This is a genomic window from Pseudomonas fontis, assembly GCF_028656955.1.
Lineage (GTDB): Bacteria > Pseudomonadota > Gammaproteobacteria > Pseudomonadales > Pseudomonadaceae > Aquipseudomonas > Aquipseudomonas fontis.
Genome location: NZ_JAMDGY010000009.1, coordinates 92,538 through 117,824, shown reverse-complemented (window position 1 = coordinate 117,824; position 25,287 = coordinate 92,538). Strand labels below are relative to the sequence as shown.

Sequence of the window (25,287 nt, the reverse complement as noted above, 5' to 3'; positions counted from 1 at the left end):
AGGTGGGTGACTGCTGGCGGAGGAGTAGTCTTGCCGGCTACATCGGTCAGCATCGAACTGGTAGGCATCGATGCAACATCCATGGCGTTGACGGCGCGCACGCGGGCCAGATATTGGCCGGCATACACGCCGCGCACGTCGGCCGACAGTTCGCCGGTACGCGGCAGCTTGATCCAATCCCGGGCCCCCCAGCGCCATTCCACGTCATAAGCCACCGCCCCGGGCGCCGCGTCCCAGCCAATGGTCATGGTGGTAACCGCGATGCCCTGGTCGACAGCGCTGTGACTGGTGATCAGCACGCGCGCTGGTGCGTCTTGCACACCTGGTGGCAGTACGCTGATCGGGCGGTCATCAATCACGGTGCCGTAGTCGATGGCGTCGAACTTGCTCGGTTCGTGCTGGATCAACTCCAGCTGGAACTGGTGCCACTCCGGGCGCGTGACGTTGCGCACGTAAAACTGCATCAGCTTCAAATCGTCATAGTCCAGCGCCCAGCCGCATTCCGCCTCGGGCGCCTCGCTGTAGTCGGCCATCACCGTGACCTGGCGGCCAGATACCGAGCGCACCTGCCGGGCCTCGGCCTTACCGCTGGGCAGGTTGACCTGCAGGCGTGCTCCCGTGGGCACCTCAGCATCGCGATCCAGGGTAATGACCCGGCCAGCAACTGCAGCAATACGCCCGCCGTTGGCACGACCCGCCAGCATTGAATCCGCAACCGAGATCACCTTGCCCGGCTTGGGAATGTAGCCATCGAGGCCGACGCGCATGGTTGCGCCGCGCACCTGCAGCTGTTCGGTCAGCAGCGCCCACTGGCCAGCACGCTGGGCCTGGCCGCGAGACGTGCAACCCACGGCTTCGACCGAGGTTTCGCGCACGCCATATTCGGCCATGGCGTCCTCATCAAACACCGGTTCCTTGTCGGTATCGAAGCCCTGGGCCGGGTCATCGAACGAGACCATGGCCAGGCTATGCCGGTCGCGCCATTTGCTGCCGACGTACTTGATGGCGCCGTCACCCAGGATCTGCGCCCCGGTGTAGGTGTAGGCTGAATCCTGCGGCATGTCGGCGTTGACGACGATCTGGCTACCGTCCCAGAAGGCCAGACCGTGGAAGATCGCGGCCAGGTCCTGCAGTACCGCCCAGGCCTCGGCCTGCTTCTGCAGGTACAGGTTGCAGGTGAAGCGCGGCTCCTGCCCGCCTTTGCCATCTGGCACCATCTGATCGCAATACTGGGCAATCCGGTACAGGGCCCAGCGGTTGATCATGCTGGCATCGACGCGCTCGCCAAGGCCGTAGTACGGGTGCAGGGCCAGGTCGTAAAAGATCCACGCCGGGTTGTTGGTGTAGGCCTCTTTGAAGGTGCCATCCCAAACCCCATTGCTGGTACCGGGGCCCGCCGTGGCATAGGTACGGGTCGCCGGGTCATAGTTCATTGGCACGCGGATGATGCGCCCGCGCATCAGCACCGCCACCTTGGCGATATCGCCACCGAACTGCTGAGCGTCGTACTCGAGGCAGCCAACGGCCGTCAGCGGGTATTCCTGATCGCTGTCCACGACTTCGGCGATGGCCTCCACCACCATGCCATCCTGGACCAGCGAGCTGTTGGCCTCAGGAGTCAGGCGCCGGGCGCGAACAAACCAGCGGCTACCGGCCGGCAACTCAATGCGGTGGGAGCGCTCGTATTTGGTGATGTTCTTGCGGTTAACTTCGGCTGCCAGCACCTGCAGGTACGGCCCGCCGTCGGTTGAGATGTCAACAGCGTACTGAATGCGCACGCCGTCGATGTTGCCACCCTGGTCCTGCGACTGCAGTTGCGGCCAGCTGAAACGCAGGCGCACAGCATCGATCATGGCATTGGTGATGGAGTGCAGCCACGGGGAAGTGCTCTTCAGCTCCTGGCCGACATCAATCTCGTTGCTCGACTCGCTGACACCTGCCAGGCGCTCCTGATCGAGTTCGCCCGAGCGAAATTGCCATTTCACCCCGGGATAGTTGAGGGTGCCGTCCTCAGCCATGATCGGCGTGCCGTCGAGCTTGATCGAGCGCAAGCCGTCGACCGGGCCAACGATGGGGCCCCAGCTCCACAGGTAGACAATCCGTGCCGTGGAGATCGACGGCACGCCGTTGGAGGCGATACTAGGTTGCTTCTGCTTCTTCTGCCCGCCCTTGCTGCCAGCTACCCGCCGGCAGTGTTTCACTGCTCGCCGCGGCTTGTGCTTCACTGCTGCGCCCATGCGCCCCTCCAGAAACGAAAAAACCCGCCGAAGCGGGTCAGGAATTGCCAGTCGTCAGAGCTGGTCTTGCGTGTAGATGCCGCCCGACTCGACGGCGCCGCCGATCTCGCGCTCGCCATACAGCACCGGATACGGGTTGCCCTGGGCGATGGTGGTCACCGCCGAGCCGAAGCCATACGACGGGTTGTTGCCGTCCTCATTACGATCGAGGCTGCCGGTCTTGGCTGTCGGTGACAGCATCTGCACCACCCCGCCCAGGGCCAGAGCGCCACCACCGGCCAACAAGGCCAGGCCAGGGCCGGTCGTCGTACCGCCGGAGAAGAACCCCGCCACCACCAGCACCGCACCCAGTACCACCTGAAACAGGCCGGCCTGTTTGCTGCCCTGAATGATCGGCGCGATGCGGATAACACCGTTGTCGTCGCCCACCAGGTCGAGCTCCTGGTTGTCCAGGTTGCGCGTGTCCGAGAACACGGTGAACACCAGACCCCGCTCCTCCCCGGTGGCGATGAACTTCTCGAAACCCGGCACCATGGCGCAGAGCGCCCCGATCGCGTCACGCACGCTGTGCACGTCGAGGATGTACTCGCGGCCGAAGTTCTTGCGCAGCACCCCGTAAAGCTTGATGGTCCGTTTCATGGGCGATAGTCCTTGTGGCGCAGCGCCAGCCGGCAGCGATTGGCCATTGACCAACCGTAGATGTCGCGGGAGGAAGAGCGGCCGGCCATGTGGTGGTAGATGAATGGGCCGCTGCCGCCCAGAGTCGGCGCGCCTTCGCTGATCAGCGCCGGCTCATCACCCAGGTAGATGGCAGCATGGTTCGGGTGGTAGCACGGCCTGCCCGGGGACGGGACCATGAACACCAGCATGTCGCCGCGCTTAGGCGTGTCGACCTGGTAGAAGCCGGCGCCCGCAAAATTGTCCTCGTAGAGGCTGGCCCCGTCCGGGTCTTCCCACCACAGATCCTGGCGTTCAAAGTTCGGCAACTGCAGGCCAGCTTCGCGGGCGTACCAGTCGCGGCAGGCGCCCCAGCAGTCGAGCAGTCCATGGGCGAACTCTCGACCCAGCAGCGGCGCCTGGTAACCCGAGGGCTTGAACCACTCCATATCACCGCCTGGCCAGCCCACGATGCCCCAGGGCACCTCGTGCAACTCGCAACTGATACGGTCGGCCATGCTTGGCGTGGGTGCCGCGTCCGGGTGGCTGTGGATGATCGCCAGCAGTTCGCCGCGGTCCTCGGCCTGGGCCAGGTCCTCGTGGTGCAGGGTGAAGTGGTCGCGCGGCGTTCTGGCCAGGTTCCGGCACGGCACGTACTCGCGGCCCTGGTCGGTTTTGATCAGCACCCCACAGGCCTCGGCCGGGTGCTCGCGCTCGGCATGCTCACGGATCGCGGCCTGCAACTGTTGGTTGATGCGCATGGCTTACCTCGAACTGGCAATGAGACTGGCGCCCATGGAGCCGCCAAAGCGCCGGGTATTGCCCCGGGCCTTGCAGCTTTTCCAGCGGCCGCCGCAACGATCGAGCGCCGGGTTGTCGGTGGGCTCGTCCTTTTTTGTGAACATGGCCGACCCGGTATAGGCGCAGGCCTCCTGCCGGTACTGCCCACGGCAGGCCCAGCGGCAGAGCTTGGTGATCTGCTGGCTGGGCAGCATCTGGCCGCCCAGGTCCAGCGGGCTGGAAAGCTGGAACGTCACCTGCTCGCGGTCTTCGTCGGTCTTCTGCTCGATGTACCAGAGGTTTTCCCGGGCCTGATTCGAGGCGTCGGGGTTGCCTTCGGGAAAGTTGGCGGCGTCCAGGAAGTGCCGAAAGGTCTCGATCACCTTCACCTTCGCGCCGGCCAGGTCCTTCAGGTGCAGGCACAGCGCCGTGACCGCGCCGCGCACGCCATCGATCTCGTTGGCCAACTGCAGTGTCGGACTGGCCGGCCGGCCATCGCCACGGATGTCGAAGCCCTTGGCGTCGAGCTGTTGCGGCGAGTAAAGGTTGCCCTGCCAGATGATGTCGCCTTCCTGGGCATGGCCGTGGAAACGCATCAGGTTGCCGCCCAGGCGTGTAGCGTCCACCTCGAACAGCCGGATCTGGTTGCCCGGCTCGAGCTTTTGGATGTCGGTGTTGAAGTTCATGGGACCTCAGAAGGAAGAAACCCCGCACTAGGCGGGGTCAGTAAGGGGTGAATACCTGCTTCATCTTGAAGCTGAGCGTGAACAGGCCGGCGCCCTTCGGGTCTAGCTTGTAGCCGTTGACCTTGTAGCGCCCTTGGCTGCCGCCTGGTGGAACCCAGAGGAATGACCGGTAGCCCTCATGGCGATCGAGAAAGTCACGGACCTGCCGCAGCTCATCGCCCGGCTCAAGGTTCCCGGTCATCTGGTGATCCCAGTCCTCCGACTTGGTGTTGATGCCGGTACCGCCCGACTGGGTGTAGCCATCACCGAAGTCGTTCCCCCAGGTGCGTTGCTTGATCTCGCCCGAGGCACCGACCCGGGTGCAAAAGCTGAAGGTCTCTGCCATTACTTTCTCCACATAGAGCCGCCCTGGCTGAACTCCTCATTCATAACCTGGCGAATTGTCTGCCTCAGGCCTTCCCCCATGGCTTCACCCTGGCGGCGAGCGGTATCGTCGCTCATGCCTGGCTGGGCCTGGACGGTGATCGGGGCGTTGATGGTCAGGCCCTGCGCCCTTCCCGCTCCGGCGCCAGCATCACCCGCGTTACGCAGGTACTGGGTCAGATCACGGTTCTGGTTGGGATTGAGCACCCGCTCGCCGCCATCAAGCAGCCAAGTACCTTCGCGCGGAATGCTGTCGATGCCGTCGTGGGCCATACCCATCAGCGCTGTTGATGCAACGCCAGCAACCATTGGTGCAGTAGCCATAGCCGCAGTTGCAGCAGCAGCCGGCGCAGCAGCAGGGCCAGTCATCGGGATTGCGGCAGTCGAGGCGTATGCCGCCAGCTGGGCCTGGAACGATGCCGCCTGTGCATGCGCCACCAGGGCCATGCCGGCAGAGGACTGCGTAGCTTTGCCGACCATCAGTTGCACTGCCTGATAGACCAGCCACTGGGCGGCCATGTCGGCCAAAGCACCGATCATCGATTTTGCGAAACCGGTGACCATGTCCATCAGTGCATCCCCGGCATCCTTCGATCCGGTAGCTACGTCGGACATGAACGAGCTGAGCTCGCTTCTGGCGCTACCCAAGACAGAGGCGGTTGCATCAGCAGCCTGCGCCGAGTAGTCCTGAGCGTAATCGACGAAGTTCTGCCAGGCATCGCTGACGCCATCCATCCAGTTGGATTGAGCCTCGTCCAGCCGGCTGTAGTAGCCCACCTGCAAGGACAACCGAGTGCCCAGTGCAGCACTCAAGAGCCCGGTTTCCTTCTTGTAGTTCGCTTCAGCGTCCGGATCGCCGGCAAGCTCTGCCTCTTTGTACTCCTTGTACATCTCGCGACGCTGCTTGTTGAAGTCCTGCTCGATGCTGAGCATTTCCCGGAAGCGCTCACGGTATTTCTCACCCCGACCAGCGCCAGCAAGCTCCTGATCAAAGCCATCCTTCGCGGTACGGTTGTCTTCCTTGAGGTTGAAGTCCAAAGCGGCTAAGCGCTTGGCGTCCTGGTCAGCCTTGAGTAGTGCCTTCTTGGCGTCGAGCTCGGCCGCGTACCCTTCCAGCGATTTCTTCTGCTGCGAATTCAAATTTTCATACTTGCCGCTCGCAAGCTCGAAGGCCAGCTTCTCGACTTCGGTTGCATTCTTGCGCTTATCAGTCGAGGTGTTCATCAGCTCGATCTGGCGCTGATAATTTTCCTCAGCATCCGCGAAAGTCTTCTTGAGCGACTTCATTTCTGAGGCGTGCTCTCGGGTCGACTTGGTCGCCGCCTTGTTTGCCTCGCCCTGAGCCTTTGAGGCATGCGCAGCGGACAGGATCGCAATCCGATCCGCTTCGGACAGATCCTTGTGCTCAGAAATGAAACGATTTGCCTCCTTGACCGCATCGTTGTTGTCTTGCAGTTTTACGAGCTTCTGCTGAATCGTCTGCAGGTACTTCTGACCGGCCGCAGTGAGTCCGGATGTAGCGGCTGCTGAAGCAGAAGTGGCCGCCGAGCCTTTCTCTTGCACGGCGTTCAGCTGGGCAAGGCGCGCCGTAGCGTCCTTCGCTGCCTGATCCTGGTTTGACCACCCCTCAGCAGACTTTTTCAAGTCGTTGAGGAGCGTCGGCGACACGCCTGGGATTTTCCCGGCCTTCTCAAGAATCGGGATCATGGAGCCGCCGTTTTTTGCGACCTCCTGGATTTGCTCGCTCAGGTCTTTATAGTCCTTCGCCCTCTGAATTGTCTGGTCATTGCTAGAGCCAGCAATACGAGACGGCAATGAAAGCGAATCAGAGCCGAGTACCCCTTTTTTCAAAGTAGCTTGGAGTGAATCGAGCTCTTCTTTTGCCGCCTTGACTGCATCCGCCTGAGCCTCGCCCCAACGCACCAGCGCGCCGGCTTTCTGCTCTTCGGTCATCGTCTTGAAACGAGCGATTACGTCGTCCATCGGCCCCCGAAGCTGCTCAAGCCCCTCTTTCGCTTTGTCGCTACTACTTCTGAAGTCGACAAACGAAAGCGCTACAGCCCCGGTAACGAACAACAACCCCACCGGGCCACCCATCAAAGCCAGAAACCCGCGACCAGCAGTCGCCAAAGCGCCAAACGCGCGGCCGGCAACGGTGGCTGATGCAGCGGCAGAGTCAGCGGCCCTGGAGGTAGCTTGCAGAACGTTTGCGACTGCCGTGGTTTCCCCATAGGCAGTAACAGCGGCCGTCCGCATTGCATAGGCTTGCCGAATCTGGGCAGATGCCGCCGTCGTGGTTGCGGCCAGGGCCTGCTCCGCCTTTTCAACGCTTTTTAGCATTGCAACTTCAGCTTGCCGCAACTCTGCCAGCCGGGTGAGGGACTTTGTACGCCCCACATCGGTGATTTGCGCGGCAAGGCGCTGCTGCTCAAGCTGTCGCTCAGCAACCAGTGCAGATTGCGTTGCTTTGAGGTTGGCAAGCTCGGAGACTTGACGCGCCCGATCCGATGCGACCTTTCCTTCTGCCGCTTTGATTTCCAGCGCCGCGCGCTCCATTAGCGCCTTGGCATCGATCTGCTTCGCCTGCGCGGCCCATAGATCCTTTTTTGCAGTGTCCGCTGCAGCAGCAAGGGCAGCTTTACTGGCAGAGGCTGAATACAGAGCTGCCCCGGCCTGCTGAGCGTACCCCCCAGCCACCCGGCCAAGCGCAACAAACAGACCCGTCGTCAAAACTTGGGATAGCGTGTTCGATTCCTTTGTTATCGAGCTCATAACCGCTGGCAGGCTATTGTCGATCGCTTTCGAGAGGCCAACAAACTCCGCAGACACCCTGGAACTTGCCCCAGTAGCCTGGTCAAGTTCGCCCATGAAATGCGTGAGCGAGTTGCTGATCTTGGTGAAGCTGTTCCTAATTGTGGTCGCGGTCTTGGCAAACAGTGCGTCAACTGCGCCCGACTGGCTCTGTAGGGCTTTAACCACGGCCTCGGCGGTGAGCTCGCCAGCGGCACCCATCGCTCGCAACTCACCAACGGTTTTCCCCATACCGGCCGCAATGGCTTGGGAAAGCGCCGGAGCCTGCTCCATCACGGAGTTCAACTCTTCGCCACGAAGTACACCTGAAGCAAATGCCTGGCCAAGCTGAATGAGAGCTGCGTTTGCGCTCTCTGCCGATGACCCGGAGATGGCCAAAGTCTTGCTGATAGTGCCGACGATGCCGGCAACACCCTCACCGGACAGCTTCAATGCGTCCTGGTTGGTGGCGATGCGCTGATATAGCTCGGCAGTGGCTGCTAATGGCTGCGCGGAGTCCTGAGCAATGCCGAAAACCGCCTTCTGCGCAGCTGCCAGCTCGGTGGAGTTATCTGTCACCAGCTTCAGTCGGTTCGTGAGCGTGCTGTATGCCTCCGTCGCGCTGTAAACAGCGCTTACACTGAAAGCAGCCGCAAGCGGGCCTGCAATACGTGACGCGACTGCAGACAGCGAAAGGAACTGTCCCTGAAGGGCATTTATGCGCGATGCAGCAGCGTCAGCGGCAGCCCCGGTACTTGCAACAGATCTCGACGCCCTGTTCATCCCATCTTGAAAGCCGCCAATTCTAGCTATCAAATCGAGAGTCAGTGTGCCAAGGGAGCGCGACGCCATTTACTTTCCTCCGGGCATAAAAAAGCCCGCCGAAGCGGGCTTGATTAATTCAAATTGATTACCGGTATGGGTTAGCCACATCGGTTGTGGTGTAGCTGGCAACCTTTCCGGATGCATCGAGAATCACGCTCAGAGCCTGATTCTTGTAACTGCTTCCAGCGAAACCAACGTGCGCATATCCCCAAGACATGACTTGAGTACCGTCGGAGTTTCTGGCAGTTGCCAAAGGCGGGCCAAAGCTAGCCAAAAGCTCGGCCTTCGTTGTAACACCCTGTTTGATGGCGGCGAGCTGGGCGTCTGTAACCGGCTTTCCATAAGTAGTACAGGCGGCGATTAGGCAGGCGGCGATTAACGTAATGATTTTTTTCATGGTTCCCTCCCGTTAGAAGGCCGTGAATGTATCACGTCATGACCACTCGCTCATCGCCTGCTCCAGCGATGCCCCCGGCTGTTCCGCATGCGGCATAAAATCGATCAGCTCGGCCTTGCCGCCAGCTCCACGATTGACCTGCAGCGCAATGATGGCCGCCGCCAGCTCTTGCCGACGCACCGGGTTCAGCGATCCGTGCTTGTCCCGATACGCGACCCAGGCCAGAACTTCCGCGTAGGAAAGTGTGGCCTTGGCCTCTGCGATCGAAGTGCCGCCTACGCCGTTAAGGACGAGCTCGTGCCAGATCTCTTCGGCCGGGGTGATTTCTTTGCTGGGGGGTTGTTCACTTCGTTGACGGCTTTGAGCAGCAGGATACCCAGGTCAGGATCGAGGTTTACCGCATCCTCAAAGGGCAGCTCTTCACTGCCATCCTTGCCCAGCATGATGCTGGCCGACAGGTACCGGGCGTTCTTGAATCGCTCGACCTCGCCACCGGCATGCATGAGCTCCATAGCGCCGAAGGCGTGACGGCGAACATGCACGGTGAACTTGTCGGTGACTTCCTTGCCGGTCTCGTCTACGTGCTTCCACTCGACCTTCTTCGCGACCAGGGCGTCAGCAACGACGCCACCTTTTTTCTTCAGTTGCTCCAGGTTCATGGAGTGGTTCCCTTGACGATCCAGTTGAGCTTGCCGGAGCGCTGAATGGTGGCTGCGGTGCTGACGGAGGCGTTGCTTGCGAAGTCGAACGGGAAGTCCGCGACATAACCGGCGAACAGGCACCAGGTGCGGGTATTCGGCAGTTCGAAGTCATCACCCTCGGTGTTCACGGTCGGCTTGATGTCCTTGCCATCGGACCAGCCGAGCGCCCAAAGAACGTCCTCGTCGCTGTCGTCCTGCGAGAGCTGGAACATCCGCACATGACTGGCATTGCGAGGGTCGGCGAGGATGGTGGCAGTGGCCTGGCCCGGCGTGCGAAGGCCTTTTTTATACTTGCGGTCGGTATCGGACAGGCAGGTGTCTTCAATCTGATCTGCCGGCGAGCCGCCGGGGTTGAATGCGGTGAGGCACTCGACCTCCATTACGGTCTTGGGGCCAGCCCCGTTTGCGGGCGGCAACAAAGCGTAGAGCTGCGCGCCCTGGGCGTTCATCGACATGGCTTTTCTCCAGGTGTATTCATAAAAAAGCCCGCACTAGGCGGGCATTGGTTGCGTGCGGGTGATCAGCGCTCTACCCACCGATCAACATCGAAACTTCGGTGTCGGCCTTTCGTTTTCGGGTCGCGGTCTGTAGCGCCCCAGCGGACAACGTAGGCGTGCGGCTCGATGGCGGCGCACAGGGCCTTGGTGACAGCAGCGACAGCCCCGCCGGTGGCCGCGTAAACGTCCACCTGTAGCGTGAAACCATCGGCGTCGGGGCGGCCGGCCAAGTAGTTTTCCGGGCTGCCAGTAATCAGCCCCCAGACCGCGTAAGGCTTCAGCGTGCCCTCCTCGGCTTCACCGAACGAGAACAGCCGGCAGTCGATCCCAGCGCCAAGAAGCGCGGCGACACCGGGATCTGCTGAGCAGACGGCGAAAATTGGCGGCTCCATCAGGCCTCCTTCAATGCGGTGTCAATCTCCTGGGAGAAGACGCTGACAAATCGATCGGTGACGGCGCCCAGATTCTGCGAGAAGGACGGCCGCATGAACGGTGCCGGCGGGTTGTGCTTCGTACCAAACTCGATGTATCGCCAGTGGCGGGTGTCGCCGCCAGGGTTCCCGCTCGCGTCCTTGCTGTGCTGGTTCGCCCCTGCCCCGCCGCGGATGCCGACCTTCATCACCACTCCGCCTTCGCGCCTGCTTTGCTTGCCCGACTCCTGGGTGACGATGTTCTTCCAAATCTTTGCAGCTGTTTCGGGATCGTCGATGGCCTTGGCCCGGGACTTCGCATCATCGCGGACGATGTTCATCGCCTGGCGTGCAGCCTTGCGTAACCCCTTGCGGCGCAGTTTCGGCGCGAGGCCAAGCATCTTCTGGGTCACCGGGGCCAGGCCCTGCAGGCGCGCGCTGATCTCGTCAGCCATCTTTCACCCCCTTCGACACCAGAATGGTCAGGTACTCCAGGCCGGAGTTGGGATCTTCCAGCGGCGGGCCTTCGATGCTGTACACCTCGCTGCGGTAGATGATGCGCATCGTTGGCAGGACGCCTGAGCGGTACCGGATAACAACGCGCTTCGTGGCTTCGGTCTGCCCTGCCCTGGCAGCGATGAAATCGCGAACCGACAAAGGCTCTACGCTGGCCGGGCATTTGTCCCAGCGGTTCACCCACTGTGGCTCACCGAACTCACCAGTGACCGGATCTCGGACAGGCACTTTCTCCTGGATGCTGATGCGGTGCCGCAGCTTGCCGGCCTGCATCACACACCCATCCTGATGCGCAACGGGTTGAGCAGTGCCTTGGATGCTGCTGGAAGCTCTTCGTCATCCTCACGATCAGCGAACAATCGCCCGAGCTTCAGTAGGCACGCTGCCTGGATCGCCGGATTGATCACGACACCATAGGCAATGGCGTCCGCCTGCTCATAGGCATCGGCCAGTACCTGCCGAGCGTGCCCAAGTAGGCGACATCGCGTTGGATGATCCTGCTCGGCCTCAGCGGCGGCCACAGCCTCAACATTGGAGTCGCGGGCAGCCAGCAGCATCCCTGCAACGCCGGCCTTGGCTGTGCTCAAGGCGATCAGGTCGACATAGAAACGACGGTTGAGGTACTGCATCGCGGCCTCTTCCGCTGCATCGAGCTGAGCCTGGACCAACACCTGGTCGTCAGGTTCGGCCAACAGGTGGTGCATGGCCAAGTCGATAGCGATCACGGACATGGCTCACTCACCCTTTTTGCCAGGAGCGCTGCCTTTCTTTGGCTTACCGCCATCCGCCGGCGCAGCCATGGTAGAACTGGTCAGCACGCCGGCACCAGCTGCGTCATCTTCCGACAGCGTTACTACCGCATCATCCTCGGAAGTGTCCGGTTCAGCGTATCCCTTCTGGATCAGTTCGCGGCCGTGCTGCTCGATGGTTTCGAAAGGCGTGCCCTCCACCAGCGTTTGGCCGCCCAGGTACAGAGGCTTCAGGGTTTTCAGCTTCATGAGTTCCTCCACGGGCCACCACTGGGGCGGCCCTCATACAGGGTTAAGGGGTGGTCGGCGCAGTGAAGGAGCCGTAGATGAACGCCTCCGGGCGCTTAACCGCCAGGGCAGCACGCTCTTCGCAGCGGATCGAGATCATGTTCTTCTCGAAGTCGTCGGCATTTTCGGTGGAGATCACCACGTTGGCGTCTTCGCGATCGAACAGCTGAGCACCGGTCTGGAATGCACCGGTCAGGAACTTGCCCTGGAAGCCGGCTGCCTCGGTGGCCACCACAGGCAGGCCCCACAGGACAGGGCCCGCCAGGCCGAGCGGGTTGGCCAGGATGTAGCGACCGAGCGTGTCCTTGGTCAGCTCGATCTTCGCCCAGTCCATGAAGTGCAGGACGTGGCCGGATGCAGGCAGGCGTGCCAGTTGAGCCTGCAGCATGGCCAGGCGCAGATCATCGATACCCGACTGGTGCTCGACTTCGAATGCCGCAGCGAACGCCGAGGCCTGCGGCACGATGCCATGCAGGTGCACGCCGGTCCCGTCACCGAACAGGATCTCTTGCTCTTCGACGTACTTGAGGCCGTAGCGCATTTCGACATCGATGGTGGAACTGAGCTGCGCGAAGTCATCCAGGATCTGCTTGGAGGCTTTGAACATGTGCGCGATGGTCGACACGCCCGTCAGCTTCGGCGCGAAGGAGATGTTCGAGTACGGCTTGGCGGTACCCTCCGCCACGACCTTGGCGGCGTTGGTGAAGCCGGTCTGCTGCACCCAGAAGATGGCCGGTGCAGTGGTGCGGCCTGGGGCAATCAGGTCGCGGATGAACAGGCGCTGCTTCGGTGCGACATCGATGCCTGGCAGGCGCTGCGGCTCGACGATACCGGCCGGAATGTCGCTCGAAAGCAGGGCAGCGCTGACAGGAATGCTTACGCGCTTATTGCCTTCGACGCTTGCCGCAAACTGCTTCAGGGCCTCGCTCTTGATGACCGTGCCGCCGAGGGTGTCGCGGGTTTGCGGAGAGCCGGCCGAAGGCAGGCGGGCGAATTCCTGTTCTACCTCGCCGAGCTTCGCCTTGAGCTGCTTTTCGGCTTCGGTCAGGGAGTTGAACTTGACCGCCAGCTCGTCGACTGCGGCCTTGGTTTCAGCGGACAGAGCGCCCGCTTTCTTCGCCTCGTCCAAGGCGTTTTCGGCTTTCTTGCTGAAGTCGCTGGAAGCTTTTTCCAGTTCGGCGGATACCTGTTTCAACAGGTCAGCGGTGTTGTCTGCCATGGGGATCTTCTCCGGTTACTTAATGGCTGCTGCCGAGAACCGCGACATCGCGGTCTGTAGCCCGGCAAAGTGAATGGCCACATTGGCCGATGCTTCGGCAGCGCTAGGCGTACCGGCGGGGGCAGCGCCAGGCATGCCCTCCTTGAGGTTCTGAATCAGAGCGCGGCGCTCGGAGCGGGGCATTCCCTGCTGTGCCAGGACCAGGTCCAGGCGCCGGGCGGCGATCTGATGAGGTGCTGCTGCTTTTGCATCTTCCTTTACCGCGTCGGAGGCGAGGAATTCATCAGCGAAACCAGCGTCAATCGCGGCGGTACCGCCCATCCACGTCTCCACATCCATCAGGGAGCGGATGTCGCCGACCTTGCCGCCGGACCTGGCCGCGTAGATGTCGGCCAACGTTCCATCGATCTTCTCCAAGAAGTCAGCGGTCTCGCGGATGTCGTTCCGATCACCGCAGGCGCAGGTCCAAGCGTTGTGGATCATCAGAAAGCCAGCGCGCGCAATCTGGATCTCATCGGCTGCCATGGCGATGAAAGAGGCCGCGGAGGCAGCCAGCCCGAGCACCTGGACGGTGACTCGCCCCTTGTGCTCGCGCAGCAGGTTGTAGATAGCCAGGCCTTCGAACACGTCGCCACCTGGACTGTTGATCTTCACCGTCACGTCGCGCTCTCCGATGGAGCGCAAAGCAGCGCTGATGCGCTTGGCCGTGACGCCTTCACCGGTCCACCAATCCATGCCGATCGGGTCATACATGGTGATAGTGGTGGCGTCGTCATCGGCGGCCGCCCTGATAGCAGGGTTCCAGCGCTCCAAAGCCTTCGGCATGAGGTCGCAATGAACCTGCGCGCGCGGGCGGGCCTCCGGCGCTGCCGGAAGGGTCTTCAGTGTCATGGGGTGCTCCGGGTCAGGCCGCTTTGAGCAGCGGCATCGATATCAGCGCGTGAGCCATCATTGGCCCATCGGGGTTTCCGGTTTCGAGGGCCTCGGAAGCCAGCTCGACCGCCTTGTTGATGGCCTCTCGGTCGTCGTTGTTGCGCGCCGAAACCAAACGAAGCATGAATGCCGACGCCGCCGGCGAGACGCCCGTGGCCGGCCTTCCGAGCTGATCCAGGGGAACAAGCGCGGACTGCACCGTGTAAGTATCGCCACCAGGGATAGGAGGCAGGTTCTCCAGACGGCGCACCTCATTGCGAGACATCCAGCCGTTCTGTAGCGCAGTGTTGTACCAGGCGCCGCGGCCGGCGCTATCCGCGCGCAATAGGCCTTCCACCGAAAACTCGGCGAAGAACTCTTCAGCATCAGCCTCACCGATAAGGCAGCGGGTGATCTCCTGCTCGATGTTTACGAGCAGCGGCCGCAGGCTATTGGTGAGGAAGTGAAGGTTCTGGGCCTCAACTGAAGCAGCCCAGCTGGATTGCTTATCCATGTGACCGACCATGAAGGGCGGCACACGAAACCAGCGGCACATTTCCTCGATTCCGAACGCCCGAGACTCCAGCATCTGCGCGGCCTCAGGGTTCATCGTGATGCCCTGGTACTTGAAGCCTGCTTCCGCCACCATGATTTTGCCGGCGTTCTTCGATCCCATGAACGCCTGCATGCTGGTCCGAAGTTGCTCGCGCTGCTGTGGCGTGATCTTGGCGTCACTGCTCAAAATGCCGGACGCCTGCATGCCCTGTGCGAACACCTTCGCCGCAGCCTCCTCGATCGCCATGGCCGAGCCGAAGATCTCGCGGCCGGTGGTGACAGGGAGCATCCCGCACACGCCGTCCAGGCCAAACCCCCGGATGTGCATCAGGTTCTTCTCGGGAATGTCGCGCTCAACGCCATTCTCGTTATACGTGTACTTGAGGCGTCCGTTGTCCTGCCGTTTGACCTTCATGCACTGAGGCAAGAGCGGCACCAGGGCGATCACCCGGCTACCGATCATCTTCTTCTCTACGAAGGCATTGCCTCGAAGGCAAATGCTCGCCACCACCAGCAGCATGAAGCGCTGCGGCGTCATCTCGGCGTTCGGTATGCGGCACAGCAAGCGGTACAGTGGGTGCTCTTTGGCCACCTCGCGCGACCCATCCGGGAGGCGCCGGTAAAGCTTAAGTGGGAGCGTGGAAACGGATTCGGACAGCAATCGCACGCACGCCCACACCGTGGACAGCTGCATGGCCTTATCGACCGATACATGTTTTCCAGATGCAGAGCTGCCGAACCACTCTTGCCAAAATGCGCCGTCTTTCAGGCCGATGGGCACCCCGAGCCAGTTTTGCAGAGCAGCCTTCACCCGGCCCGGTTTCTTCTCGGCCATCAGATTCCTACCATGATCGGGTTATCAAAGAAGCCCTGGATATCACCAGCGCCTTCGGGGTTGAGAGCCATCAGCGAAACAGCGTCAAACGTCGACATCAGCGGGTCGATCTTTGCCGAGCCGCTGGCCTGCTTGGTAATCGTGATGGCATTGCCTTGAGGTACGACCCGGGCATTGCCGACGCACCAGTTCATCAGTGCGCTGCCGCAGTGGACCAGCTCGCCACCGGCCACCTTGCGCTCAGTCATCTTGATCGCGCCGTTGAGTTTCCAGCCTTGGGAGATAGCCACGATCTGCTCCATGACGATCCCGCGCTCTTGGGTAGTCAGCTCGTCGACGATATCGCCGATGCCTGCCGCATCGACGCCGATTGCCAGCTTCTCCGGCAGCAAGCCGCGATCCCTGATGTCGCAGATAATGTCGGCAACCTGCTGGACGTCGTCACCAGGTCGGTCAACGACACTTAGGTCGCCGGCCCGCTCGAAGTCTCGTAGCGCGCTGGCAATATCCTTCCGCCGTTCAAATACGATGTTGTGCGCCCAGGCGTGAGACCAGTGGAGCCATCGACGCGTGAGAGGTTCCCGGCCAAGCACGGTCAGGCCGAGCAAGTCATCGAGGCCGCCGCCATCAATTCCCACCGTCACCACTTCGGAGCGCTCCAGCAGGCTCTCCAGCGCTAAACCGGTCTCGGCAGCAAGCTCCCAATAGTCAGCGCCAGCCCAACGATCAGAGCGCAGATCCAGGCCGATCTCGACGTTCAGATGCTTCGCCAAGAAACCACGAACTGCACCTTCACCTTCTGCCTGAGCCTCTTGATACTTCTGCTCGATGACCTGCTGGTCGACTGAAAGCCCCCAGTTGGGGTTCGTCACATGAGCGTTTGCAAGGTCGCGATGCTCATTCCGCTTGATCATCTCTTTCGGAAATTCGTAGATCACCGGCAGGAAGCGCCGGTCTTCGATCTCCCCGTCTCGAACTTTGCGCGCGTATTCCAGCTTGGCTTTGAAGACGCCAGCCGGCGGCTCGTCGGACTGTGTGGTGCAGTAGAAAACAAAACCCTCGGGACGCGATGCCAGACCGCCAGTGGCCTCAACCAGCATCTTCGCCGACTTGGCCTGTTTGCCGAACTCCCAGAGTTCGTCGATGAAGACGCCGGTGGCCTTCTTGCCGGTGACGGTGGCCGAGTCAGCCGCTACCACCTTCAGGTTCGCCTTGTTCAGGTTATCGGTGACGATCCGGCTGTATTCCTGCACATGGAACCTGGCCTGCAGATCTTCGTCCGCGTCGATCATGTCCCGAATCGGCTTAAACGCGTTGTCGGCCGCTTCCTTTGTTGGCGCAAGGATGAGGAACTCACCCGAAGGCCTGGTGTTCAGAATCAGTGCGGTAAGCATGATGCCCGCGGCGATTGTCGACTTACCGTTCTTCTTGCTGACCATCAGAAAGTAGTTGGTGATCAGTCTGCGCCCGGCTTCCGCGTCGTATGCACCGAAGAGTGCAGCCACCACGTCAAACACCCAGCTACGGCAGGTCTCCCCCATTAGCGGGCTGCCGTCGGCGTCGACCATTCGAAGGTTGCCGAACACGTCGAGAGCGTCCTCCGCCTGTTCGGGGAAGATTGGCTCCAGCGGCACAAGTGCCTGGCCACGGACGATTCTGTCTTCCCAATCTGGGCAGGCGGTAGTCCATGCTCTCATTTGACAGCCTTCAAGTGACGTTCACGCAGCCCGAAGCGGCTGCCGCTGGCTCCGACCTTCGCTGCATCGTCGAGCTTCTGTTCTTTCTTGCCCATGCCGGATTTCTTCCCGTGGAAGTAAGGGAGCGCCGACTGGGCAGCGTTGCGCCTGTCGAAAATCTTTGCCTTGGGTTCGTTCATCAGCGCCAACAACCAAACGAGAGGGTCGTCAGTGCTTGGCAGCTCAGCCAGGTCATCGGATTCGTCACCCAGAGGGCTGGGCTCAGGGGGCTCGCTCGATGCTTCCGGTTTAACATTTCGGACTGTCTTTAACTTTTCCAGCGCGGCGACAATCTCAGGGTCTTTGGCGAGTCTAGACCCGGCTGCCGATGCGCTGCCGGCCGCGTAACCTGCGGCCTCCGCCGCTTCTCGGTTCGAGGCACCAGCGGCCTTAGACTCGACAAAACGGCGCTTTTTGTTTGTTAACGCCATTAACAAAAACCTCTGAAACGGGAAAAAAATTCACGCGTGCGGGAAGGGGTGGTCTAGAAGCGAAAAGCCACAAACTCTCGACCCACCCTCCCCCTTAAGATCGGGGAGTTGACGTGCCTCAACCATATGCAGCACGCCAATGACGTGCATCAACCGATCAGGCCTGACGCCTCCTCGGCGGCCTTCACCACGTCATGGCAGGGCCGACACAGGGTCTGCCAGTTGCCGCTGTCCCAGAACAGCTTCATGTCACCTCTGTGCGGGATGATGTGGTCGACGACTGAGCCTTCAGTTACCCGCCCTTCGCGCTGGCAGTACACGCACAGCGGGTGAGCTTCAAGCCAGCCGACTCGGGCCTTCTGCCATTTGTAGCCATACCCACGTTGCGCTGCCGTGCCCTTGGTTGATCGCCATGAGTCAGAGTTCACCGAGGCAAGCCGGGATGGCTGCGCCTGCATGGGAGGCTTGAGGGAGGTGAGTCTGGCCATCAGCGTCCGCCATGAACGGGCGCGCCGCTCAGATAAGCCTGGGGCATATCGTCAACATCCACGTCCTGCTCATCGGCCAAGGCCTGGATCAGTACCGCCTGGTTCTTTGCGATCTGCTCGAGCAGCTCGGTCTGCTTCACCTGCTCGGCCAGCATCCGCTCCAGCAGCGACACCTGGCGCATGCTCATGGCGCCACCCGAGCGTGTTCACGGGCAGTGCTCTTGAGGTCAGAGATATCCACCTCAACGAACTGTGCGCTGGCACTGATGGTGGGGATCTCGCGCGGCAGCACAGTGATAACTGCATGCCACGCACCGCTCTCGACCGAAGCCTTGAGCTCCACACTCGTCACACCTTCCAGCTCGCTACCATCACTCAGCAGAACCTTGGTCCCCATTACTGGGTGGGGTCTGCCTGGATTGCTCTTTACTGCCGGTACGATCGTCGCCACCGCCAATGATTTGCTTGGCTCGCTCATATGCCACCTTTGTCCATTTGTTGATCCATTCGCGCCGGGCGGCGCATCCGCTACAGGCCATCGCCCTGAACCACCAGCTTGTCACCATCCACGGTGAACACGACCGTGAGCCGGACTGGCTCACCAGGCTCACTTATCATGGTGGTGCTGACCTGGCATGGCAGAACCTCACCACTTTCGGCGTGCAAGGCGAATGGAGAGCATCCACCAGGCTTGCCCAGGACAAAGCGAGAGGAGCTATCGCTCAGGCAGGTAACTTCTATCTCAGGCGCTACACGCTTCAAGATCAGCTTCATCAGTCCACCCTCACAATCTTGGCTACATTCCCCTTGGCCCGGCACACCAGAATGGCGGCCAGCAAATAGAACGCAGTGTTGAACCAGGACGCATCAGCGAAATCGTCATGCAGCACCATGCGGCCGATCAGGCTGACGCACTGCATGCCTGTGACAGCGCAGGCTGCCCACGCCATCAGCGATACGCTCAGCTTGTACCGAGCATCTGGATATGGCCGGTAGCGCAGACCGATCATCACGAAGATGACGGCGCACAGCGCGGCCTGGATGACAGCAACCATTCAACCCTCCTTCCTGGCTCGCAGGCGGAAGACCCACTGCAGCCATGTCGGCATGCGGCCGGTCTGCATCCACTCCAGCAAGCCAGAGAATGTGACGACGCAGAGCACGCCGCATACGAAGGCGCTGAAGCCAGCGGTCTGGGTCCATGCCCTGCCCATTAGCTCAGCTGCCCCGAAGTAGCCGCCGATCCAACCGGTGAGCAGGTAGCCAATGCGGCGCCAGGTGCTCATGTCCTTGGCGAACACGACGTAGAAGAAAGCCCCACCGAACGCGCCGACCAAAGCCGCGAGATCCAGCTGGGGGAATGCAGCACCGAGGCTGACGCTGGCAAGTACGCCGGTCACTGCGAGGGCACCGGTACTTGGCTCGGCCATAAGCACTGCTCCAGAAACGCAAAAGCCCCGGCGTATGCCAGGGCTCTAAGGTGGTTGTCGGTGATGGTGGACTTGCTCTCGCGCACCTACCGCAAAGTAACACGAAAGATACGGAACGGGACCGGGGCTGTCAAGCGGCCTCTCTACGAACATCAAGCGCTCCATCAACCCAGGCAACGCCAGCCTTCCAGAGTTGGCGGGTTTTCTCTTCACCAAACCCCAGCTTCTTGCCCACATCCCTCAGCGATGTATCGCGGGAGGTGTAGTACTTCATGATCACTGCGCCGCACTCGGCATAGCGCTTCAACAAACGACCAACCAGGCGATCAACAAACAGCGCCTCGTCGTCTGTGATGATTGGGTCCAGAACAGTGTTCTCCCTCGATGCGCAGCACGACACGCCCGATCCCAGCACAACCCACCTGCCCCAATGCTCCAGCATCTCCTCGGCACTTCGTTCCAAATGGCTCATGTCGTTCCCCTCAATCCCCGGTGTAGTTGGTTCCGCCGGCGCCGCGGCGGTTGTTCGATTGGTACTGCGCAGCTGGGCCTTCGGTGCGTGGTGGGCGCTGGCGATCAACCTGCTGCTCCAGTTCGCGCACTCGCAGGCCCAGCTGCGTTACAAGTTCTTCCAGCGGCAGCGGTCGGCCCGTCACCGCAGTGACCCACCCCGACGCATTGCACAGGCCACAGGGCAGCTCATAGAACACGCCCTTGATTACCGCCCTGCCCCGGCAGTCGTTGCACTGCGTCAGGACGATCCTTTCCTTCTTGAGTGCTGGGCCGTGCTTCTTCATCAGCCGACCACCTTCAGGCCCTGGGCCCGCAGCGACTTCTCGGCCACCTCTCGCGCCCAAGCCGCATCCGGGTCACCCATCTGGACGGGGAATGGGTTGGTGACGCGCAGACATTCGAGTGAGGTCTGCCAGCCCCACCACGCAGATTGAACCTGCGGAATGACGTACTCGTCGTCACCGCCTCGGGTGAGCACAGCCCTGTCGAAACGGCCGTTCCGCTCAAAGCTTTTGGCCTCATATGCCGCCTCAAACTGGACGCGCATCTTGTCGCTGTTCTTCATTTCGAATCCTCGCTATTAACAATTTTCGGAATTGCCTTGCAGGCCACGTCGTTAAAGGGCTGCACAGGGTTTTGCGAATCTTCATATTGGGCGCCTGTCAGGTTGTGAACCGCGTTGAAACCGCGTTCATCTAACCAGGCGTGCCACTTCTCCAGTGCGGCCAGACGCTGCTCCCGGGCCTGGGTGTTGATGTAGGTCGAGGCGATCTTGCCCAGCGAGTGATTCAGCAGCATCTCGCCGATGTGGCCGTCGATGCCCAGGTCAGTCCAGGCCGTGCGGGCGACCTTGCGCAGGTCATGGCTGGTCCACTCACTCTGGCCCAGACGGGTGAACACGGCGCTGGCTTGGCCCTCGCTCAGTGCTCGGCCACGCCGCGACGGGAACAGGTAGATGCCCTCGTAGCCCTGGGCGGTCTGGGCAGCGCGGTACCGGCTCAGCATGGCCTTGGCCTGGTTCGTCAGCGGCAGCCGGTGCTCAGTGCGGGTCTTGGTGTGCTCGGCCGGAATGAACCACTCGCTGTCGGCCATCGAGATGTCGGGCCAGCGCGCTAGTCGGGTCTCGCCCACCCGGGTGCCGTGGCACAGCATCATCAGTGCAAGCATGGCCTCGCCGGGCTCGGTGGCGAACAGGCCGGCCAGCATGGGTACCAGCTCGACCAGATGCACGCCGCGCAGTCGGGCCGGCTTGGGCATGATCCGGGCCTTGGTGAAGTCGACGAACTTCAGCGCGGCCATGGGGTTGGTATCGATCAGCCCCAGCTTATGGGCCTGGCGAAACGCGACCACCAGCAGGCCGAACAGTTGGCGCACGTAGGACAGAGAGAGCACTTCCTGCGCGGGCCACATCAGCAGCTTGTCCAACTCAGGTGCCGACACGGCCCGAATCGGCACATCGGCCAGCCGGGGCTTCAGGTGGCACGCAATGGCCGACTTGGCGCCGGTCTTGCGCTTGGCCGATAGCGAGCGGTCGCGGCTCATACGGTCGCTGTACCAGTCGAGCAACTGGCCCACGGAGGAGAGGCCGCCCAAGGCAACGGCGGCGTCCGGATCACGGAGCAGGCGCTGCCGCAGCGCAGGCAGTTCGGCCAGCACCGCAGCGGCACCCAGCTCGGGATAACGGGCGATCTGGTTCCAGGCCTTGCCCTTGACCAGGTACCACGACCCGCGCTGACGGTCCTGGCCGAAACGCAGGTACAGGCCGGGGTGACGCGGGTCGCGCAGGTCGTGCACGGCAGGGTCAGCGGCCTGCCGGCGAATCTCGGCGTCGGTGAGCTTCACAGCGCGGGTCTTGCTCATGCCGCCGCCCTTGTCTGCGGCTGCAGCAGGTAGGCGCGGATCGCTTCCATCGCATCAATGGAGCCCCGGCAGACGATGGCCAGGTAGCCTTGATCGAGCAGCGCCTGGATGTAGGCGTCCTGGCTCGGGGACACGGCGGCATCGAATGGCGGCTTGGCCTTGAACTCGATGTACAGGCCGAAGTGCCCGCCACGCGCCATCGGCAGCACCAGATCAGGAACGCCGGCCTTCACGCCCTGGGCCTTGAGCTTGGCAGCAACCGCTTTCACCCGGTGCCCGCCATTGGGGACGTGGTAGATCAGCTTGGCGGCGGCCGGGTAGCGCAACGCTACTTCGCGCATCAGCGAGGCCTGCTCCAGGCCTTCACGATCAACAGGTTTGGCCCGGGGCTTCTTCGTGCCGAACAGAGCAGGCTTGACGGTCTTCATAACGCCTTCCTCGCCTGCCGCTCAACTTCAGCCTTTCGATCTCGATGCTGCCGGCGGAACTCTTCGTAGTGGCGGCGTCGGCGCTGCTCGAGCGCATGAGCTACCACCGCGCCGATCAACAGGAGACCGAGCACGATCAGCCAGATGCCGTTTTCAATGCTCATGCGGCAATCACCCCCTCGCGGATCAGCAGGGCCTGGGTGCGCATGACACCCTCGGCGTGGCACTGGCGCGCGGTCTCGCGATCAACGATGTTGCTGCGACCGTCGCAGGCGTCGTGGCAGGCGCTGCAGGCATGGGCGCCCTGCAGGTCGTTGGGTTTCATGCCGACGCCACAGGTGCCGGCCATGCGGTAATGAGCCAGCACGGTGGTTTCAGGGTCGCCGTTGCAAACACCTGGAATGCGCACCTGGCATTCCCGGCCGCGCGCGGCTTTGGTCAACTTGGATTGCTTCATGAGCGGTCGTCCTTGTGGAGGTCAACAACGGTGAAGGTGGTGGGCCACATCCGCAGGCCATGCAGATTCGCCGACTCCTCGTCGCGATACAGGCCTACGGGTGGATGTGCTTCGGAGGTGAGGTCAAGCAGGTGGCCGCAGGCATACAGCGCCCAGTGGTACTCGGTGAGCTCAGGCTTAATCATTTTCGGGTCGGTCATGGCCGGGCGCCTCGCGATGCTCGCAGCGCGGCCAAGGCTTCGCGTGCAACTTCAGGAGTGGAGCGCAATGGAACCTGCTGCGTGAGCGCCAAAGGCATAGCCTGCAGGGGCTGGCCGGTAAGAATGCGGCGGATCGCAATGGCATAGTTCCGCTCGAACAGCTTCAAGCTCAGATCGGCGGCCAGGCGGTTCAGACTCTCAAAGCCGCACTCCTTGGCGGCATGCCAGACGGCGTCATGCGACCAATTGCCTTGCCCCGCCATGCCCGGGTGAGCATTCCGGCAGGCCTCGCGGTAAGCCTTGGCCAGAGGAGGAAGTCCGAGCATTTCAGGTGACGGCTTGCACCACTCGATAAACTGGCCTGGGCTGGGGATGAAGTCGCCGGGCTGCTTGCGGGCCTGCGCCATGCCGAACGCCACTTGGCCCTGACTGCAAATACCCTCTTCGAGAAACGCCTGGTACCACTGCCGCTTCGCCGCCCGGTAGGTCTCCTTGTCCGGCCAGGCCTGACGCCATGCAGACCGAATCGAGCGAAGCTCCTTGAACAGATCATTGATCGCCACGACCAACGTGCTGCGGTCTTCACTGTCGCGAGGCTGCTGCTCTCGGGTGGCAGCCGGGATAAATTCGCCAGACCTGGTATCGGACCACAGTCCCTGAGCAATCACGGATACGCTCTTCACAATTTCACCTCCGGCACCCACTGATCATCATCGGCATCGAAGTCGTCGACGAGGGCGCTCTTGGGCCTGAACTGCGTGACATTGGAGGCAGCGGCAGCCCGGGCCTTATCGGTGATCACCCACTTGACCAGCATCTGCACCCACTCGGCCTGGGTGTTCACTTGCCCACGAGCCTCGTAGTGGGCAGTGAAAGCGCGGCGCACTTCCTCGGTGAACAGGGCCAGCGCGACACCGCTGTGCACGGAATAGGTCTTCAGCAGCTTGGCATCCGGCACCCAGGTAAGGGTCATTTCGCTGGGCATGCGAGGGTCGACAGGCTCGTGCGCAGAGAGAGGGTCTTTATTCTTCTCTACATCTTCTTTAGGTAACGCATCGCTAACGATGGCAGCGTTACCTTTTGCGTTAGCGGCCTTGTGGCTTGCCACACGTTTTGCCGTAAGAAGCCTGTTTTTGGCGGTCTTGCCGTTGTGACGCTCGAAGTGAGGCAGGGTGATAACGCCCTCGGCTTCAACCATCCAGCCGACCGACTTCATGTGTTCGCAGAAGCCGATAACGCCGACTAAGCGATCCAGTAACTTTTTACTAACGCTTGGAGCGTTACCTTTTTCGGTTTGCTGATCGAACCAGCCCCATACGCGCATCAGCTTGCCAATCACCGCGTCGAGATCGATGTCGGCCAAGTCTGCAATCTGGCAGACCTCGGGCTTGTCCAGGGTGGTCAGCTCAAACTTGATCCAATCGCCAGCCATTACACGCCCTCCAGCAGAAGCTCAGCCAGGCGGGCAATGCCCTTCGGCGTCACAAGCACATCAAAGGCGGCGCGCTCTGCGCCGGTTTCGGCATCAGGCTTCAGCCCGGTCACCTTGTGCTTCATCAGGCCGGCTGTGATGCGCGGCTGGTAAGCGATCCAGCGGCGAGAACCCTTGCGACGGAAGATCCAGCGATGCTGCTCCAGCCAGTCGAACAGCTTGGATGGCGACAACTGCAGGTGCTTGGCGGCGTCGGTGATACAGATCGCGCCACCAGCAGCAGCCAGGCGCTTGATGGCCGCGACCTTCGGCGCCTGCTGCTCGACCACTTTTTGCAATTGCAAATTCTGCTCGGCCTGGTCAGCAGCAACGCGAAGTGCCTCAGCGAAGGTGGTCGGGATTTGGAACTGGCCAACCACCCTGCCCTCCAGCTCCTGCCAGCGATCGATGATCTTGGCGCGCAGCTGAGCGTTGTAGCCGGAGACCAGCACCAGGGTGTCGCGCTGACTGAGCAAGAACTCCGGGTAGGCCTGACCGTTCTGCGGGTGGGTGTATGGGGTCTCCTCAGATTTGAGGACACCCTGCTTGACCAAGGTGCGGGCATCCCGCAGCACATTGTCGTGGGCCTTGCCGGTGAGCTCAGCGATCTCTCGGGACGACATGACCTGACGCGACAGATTTGGCGCTACTGCGAAACCTGACGCGGGAGGGTGGGTGTTGCCTGTATCGAATGCGGTGTGCATAATCGCACCTCGTTTTGAGTTGTGAAGAAGCCGGTCTAGCCACCGGCTTTTTTGTGCCTGCGATTTGGGTACTGGATGGATCAACAGATCCG

37 protein-coding genes are annotated in these 25,287 nt (G+C 61.5%); all 37 read right to left on the bottom strand.

What is annotated here, in order from left to right:
• Positions 1-2,237, bottom strand: a 2,237-nt coding sequence (locus M5G11_RS02640; RefSeq protein ID WP_273911439.1) for a TipJ family phage tail tip protein, incomplete at its 3' end; no start/stop codon positions are given.
• Between the two features lie 54 nt (positions 2,238-2,291).
• On the bottom strand, positions 2,292-2,876 hold the full coding sequence (locus tag M5G11_RS02635; protein WP_273911438.1) for a tail assembly protein: 585 nt from the start codon (positions 2,874-2,876) through the stop codon (positions 2,292-2,294).
• On the bottom strand, positions 2,873-3,655 hold the full coding sequence (locus tag M5G11_RS02630; protein ID WP_273911437.1) for a C40 family peptidase: 783 nt from the start codon (positions 3,653-3,655) through the stop codon (positions 2,873-2,875). The genes M5G11_RS02635 and M5G11_RS02630 overlap by 4 nt, the downstream gene beginning before the upstream one ends.
• 3 nt (positions 3,656-3,658) lie before the next feature.
• Positions 3,659-4,360 carry a phage minor tail protein L gene (locus M5G11_RS02625; RefSeq protein WP_273911436.1) on the bottom strand — a complete coding sequence of 234 codons (702 nt, stop codon included), beginning with the start codon at positions 4,358-4,360 and terminating at the stop codon, positions 3,659-3,661.
• Positions 4,361-4,397: 37 nt separating this feature from the next.
• Complete coding sequence (locus tag M5G11_RS02620) at positions 4,398-4,745, bottom strand: phage tail protein (protein WP_273911435.1); 348 nt, start codon at positions 4,743-4,745, stop codon at positions 4,398-4,400.
• Positions 4,745-8,425 (bottom strand): tape measure protein, encoded by a 3,681-nt coding sequence (locus M5G11_RS02615; protein WP_273911434.1) that lies wholly within the window; start codon positions 8,423-8,425, stop codon positions 4,745-4,747. Before M5G11_RS02615 ends, M5G11_RS02620 begins: the two co-directional genes overlap by 1 nt.
• A gap of 58 nt (positions 8,426-8,483) precedes the next feature.
• Positions 8,484-8,795, bottom strand: coding sequence for a hypothetical protein (locus tag M5G11_RS02610; protein WP_273911433.1), 312 nt, complete (start codon positions 8,793-8,795; stop codon positions 8,484-8,486).
• A 36-nt stretch (positions 8,796-8,831) separates the two neighbouring features.
• On the bottom strand, positions 8,832-9,101 hold the full coding sequence (locus tag M5G11_RS02605; RefSeq protein WP_273911446.1) for a phage tail assembly protein T: 270 nt from the start codon (positions 9,099-9,101) through the stop codon (positions 8,832-8,834).
• The gene (locus M5G11_RS02600) at positions 9,071-9,454 is read right to left on the bottom strand and encodes a phage tail assembly chaperone family protein, TAC (RefSeq protein ID WP_273911432.1); all 384 of its coding nucleotides are present in this window, start codon (positions 9,452-9,454) and stop codon (positions 9,071-9,073) included. Before M5G11_RS02600 ends, M5G11_RS02605 begins: the two co-directional genes overlap by 31 nt.
• Positions 9,451-9,951: a phage tail tube protein gene (locus M5G11_RS02595; RefSeq protein WP_273911431.1), complete on the bottom strand. Its 501-nt coding sequence runs from the start codon at positions 9,949-9,951 to the stop codon at positions 9,451-9,453. Before M5G11_RS02595 ends, M5G11_RS02600 begins: the two co-directional genes overlap by 4 nt.
• 65 nt (positions 9,952-10,016) lie before the next feature.
• Complete coding sequence (locus M5G11_RS02590; protein WP_273911430.1) at positions 10,017-10,385, bottom strand: DUF3168 domain-containing protein; 369 nt, start codon at positions 10,383-10,385, stop codon at positions 10,017-10,019.
• Complete coding sequence (locus tag M5G11_RS02585; protein ID WP_273911429.1) at positions 10,385-10,858, bottom strand: HK97-gp10 family putative phage morphogenesis protein; 474 nt, start codon at positions 10,856-10,858, stop codon at positions 10,385-10,387. The genes M5G11_RS02590 and M5G11_RS02585 overlap by 1 nt, the downstream gene beginning before the upstream one ends.
• The gene (locus tag M5G11_RS02580; protein WP_273911428.1) at positions 10,851-11,192 is read right to left on the bottom strand and encodes a phage head closure protein; all 342 of its coding nucleotides are present in this window, start codon (positions 11,190-11,192) and stop codon (positions 10,851-10,853) included. The genes M5G11_RS02585 and M5G11_RS02580 overlap by 8 nt, the downstream gene beginning before the upstream one ends.
• On the bottom strand, positions 11,192-11,650 hold the full coding sequence (locus M5G11_RS02575) for a phage gp6-like head-tail connector protein (RefSeq protein WP_273911427.1): 459 nt from the start codon (positions 11,648-11,650) through the stop codon (positions 11,192-11,194). Before M5G11_RS02575 ends, M5G11_RS02580 begins: the two co-directional genes overlap by 1 nt.
• A gap of 3 nt (positions 11,651-11,653) precedes the next feature.
• Positions 11,654-11,917: a DUF7210 family protein gene (locus M5G11_RS02570; protein WP_273911426.1), complete on the bottom strand. Its 264-nt coding sequence runs from the start codon at positions 11,915-11,917 to the stop codon at positions 11,654-11,656.
• Positions 11,918-11,960: 43 nt separating this feature from the next.
• Positions 11,961-13,175, bottom strand: a complete 1,215-nt coding sequence (locus tag M5G11_RS02565) for a phage major capsid protein (RefSeq protein WP_273911425.1) — start codon at positions 13,173-13,175, stop codon at positions 11,961-11,963.
• A gap of 15 nt (positions 13,176-13,190) precedes the next feature.
• Positions 13,191-14,066 carry a head maturation protease, ClpP-related gene (locus tag M5G11_RS02560; protein ID WP_273911424.1) on the bottom strand — a complete coding sequence of 292 codons (876 nt, stop codon included), beginning with the start codon at positions 14,064-14,066 and terminating at the stop codon, positions 13,191-13,193.
• 13 nt (positions 14,067-14,079) lie between these two features.
• Positions 14,080-15,477: a phage portal protein gene (locus tag M5G11_RS02555; RefSeq protein ID WP_273911423.1), complete on the bottom strand. Its 1,398-nt coding sequence runs from the start codon at positions 15,475-15,477 to the stop codon at positions 14,080-14,082.
• Positions 15,477-17,174: a terminase large subunit gene (locus M5G11_RS02550; protein ID WP_273911422.1), complete on the bottom strand. Its 1,698-nt coding sequence runs from the start codon at positions 17,172-17,174 to the stop codon at positions 15,477-15,479. Before M5G11_RS02550 ends, M5G11_RS02555 begins: the two co-directional genes overlap by 1 nt.
• Positions 17,171-17,644, bottom strand: a complete 474-nt coding sequence (locus M5G11_RS02545; RefSeq protein WP_273911421.1) for a terminase small subunit — start codon at positions 17,642-17,644, stop codon at positions 17,171-17,173. The genes M5G11_RS02550 and M5G11_RS02545 overlap by 4 nt, the downstream gene beginning before the upstream one ends.
• 149 nt (positions 17,645-17,793) lie before the next feature.
• Positions 17,794-18,132: an HNH endonuclease gene (locus M5G11_RS02540; RefSeq protein ID WP_273911420.1), complete on the bottom strand. Its 339-nt coding sequence runs from the start codon at positions 18,130-18,132 to the stop codon at positions 17,794-17,796.
• Positions 18,132-18,320, bottom strand: a complete 189-nt coding sequence (locus M5G11_RS02535) for a hypothetical protein (protein ID WP_273911419.1) — start codon at positions 18,318-18,320, stop codon at positions 18,132-18,134. The genes M5G11_RS02540 and M5G11_RS02535 overlap by 1 nt, the downstream gene beginning before the upstream one ends.
• The gene (locus M5G11_RS02530; RefSeq protein WP_273911418.1) at positions 18,317-18,529 is read right to left on the bottom strand and encodes a hypothetical protein; all 213 of its coding nucleotides are present in this window, start codon (positions 18,527-18,529) and stop codon (positions 18,317-18,319) included. The genes M5G11_RS02535 and M5G11_RS02530 overlap by 4 nt, the downstream gene beginning before the upstream one ends.
• Positions 18,530-18,660: 131 nt before the next feature.
• On the bottom strand, positions 18,661-18,906 hold the full coding sequence (locus M5G11_RS02525; protein WP_273911417.1) for a hypothetical protein: 246 nt from the start codon (positions 18,904-18,906) through the stop codon (positions 18,661-18,663).
• A complete protein-coding gene (locus M5G11_RS02520; RefSeq protein WP_098090904.1) occupies positions 18,906-19,187 on the bottom strand; it encodes a phage holin family protein in 282 nt (93 codons plus the stop codon). Before M5G11_RS02520 ends, M5G11_RS02525 begins: the two co-directional genes overlap by 1 nt.
• Positions 19,188-19,562 carry a putative holin gene (locus M5G11_RS02515; protein WP_273911416.1) on the bottom strand — a complete coding sequence of 125 codons (375 nt, stop codon included), beginning with the start codon at positions 19,560-19,562 and terminating at the stop codon, positions 19,188-19,190. It abuts the gene before it with no gap.
• Between the two features lie 130 nt (positions 19,563-19,692).
• Positions 19,693-20,034, bottom strand: coding sequence for an antiterminator Q family protein (locus M5G11_RS02510; RefSeq protein WP_273911415.1), 342 nt, complete (start codon positions 20,032-20,034; stop codon positions 19,693-19,695).
• 10 nt (positions 20,035-20,044) lie between these two features.
• Positions 20,045-20,362, bottom strand: coding sequence for a hypothetical protein (locus M5G11_RS02505; RefSeq protein WP_273911445.1), 318 nt, complete (start codon positions 20,360-20,362; stop codon positions 20,045-20,047).
• Entirely contained in the window at positions 20,359-20,640 is a 282-nt protein-coding gene (locus tag M5G11_RS02500) for a phiTE_015 family protein (RefSeq protein ID WP_273911414.1), read from the bottom strand. Before M5G11_RS02500 ends, M5G11_RS02505 begins: the two co-directional genes overlap by 4 nt.
• The gene (locus M5G11_RS02495) at positions 20,637-21,935 is read right to left on the bottom strand and encodes a tyrosine-type recombinase/integrase (protein WP_273911413.1); all 1,299 of its coding nucleotides are present in this window, start codon (positions 21,933-21,935) and stop codon (positions 20,637-20,639) included. Before M5G11_RS02495 ends, M5G11_RS02500 begins: the two co-directional genes overlap by 4 nt.
• Positions 21,932-22,363 carry a VRR-NUC domain-containing protein gene (locus M5G11_RS02490; protein ID WP_273911412.1) on the bottom strand — a complete coding sequence of 144 codons (432 nt, stop codon included), beginning with the start codon at positions 22,361-22,363 and terminating at the stop codon, positions 21,932-21,934. Before M5G11_RS02490 ends, M5G11_RS02495 begins: the two co-directional genes overlap by 4 nt.
• Positions 22,360-22,527: a hypothetical protein gene (locus tag M5G11_RS02485; protein WP_273911411.1), complete on the bottom strand. Its 168-nt coding sequence runs from the start codon at positions 22,525-22,527 to the stop codon at positions 22,360-22,362. Before M5G11_RS02485 ends, M5G11_RS02490 begins: the two co-directional genes overlap by 4 nt.
• Entirely contained in the window at positions 22,524-22,820 is a 297-nt protein-coding gene (locus M5G11_RS02480) for a DUF1364 domain-containing protein (RefSeq protein ID WP_273911410.1), read from the bottom strand. Before M5G11_RS02480 ends, M5G11_RS02485 begins: the two co-directional genes overlap by 4 nt.
• Positions 22,817-23,020, bottom strand: a complete 204-nt coding sequence (locus M5G11_RS02475; protein WP_273911409.1) for a hypothetical protein — start codon at positions 23,018-23,020, stop codon at positions 22,817-22,819. Before M5G11_RS02475 ends, M5G11_RS02480 begins: the two co-directional genes overlap by 4 nt.
• Positions 23,017-23,703: a replication protein P gene (locus M5G11_RS02470; protein ID WP_273911408.1), complete on the bottom strand. Its 687-nt coding sequence runs from the start codon at positions 23,701-23,703 to the stop codon at positions 23,017-23,019. The genes M5G11_RS02475 and M5G11_RS02470 overlap by 4 nt, the downstream gene beginning before the upstream one ends.
• Positions 23,700-24,452 carry a DnaT-like ssDNA-binding domain-containing protein gene (locus M5G11_RS02465; protein ID WP_273911407.1) on the bottom strand — a complete coding sequence of 251 codons (753 nt, stop codon included), beginning with the start codon at positions 24,450-24,452 and terminating at the stop codon, positions 23,700-23,702. Before M5G11_RS02465 ends, M5G11_RS02470 begins: the two co-directional genes overlap by 4 nt.
• On the bottom strand, positions 24,452-25,114 hold the full coding sequence (locus M5G11_RS02460) for a Rha family transcriptional regulator (protein WP_273911444.1): 663 nt from the start codon (positions 25,112-25,114) through the stop codon (positions 24,452-24,454). The genes M5G11_RS02465 and M5G11_RS02460 overlap by 1 nt, the downstream gene beginning before the upstream one ends.
• Positions 25,115-25,287: the final 173 nt, after the last annotated feature.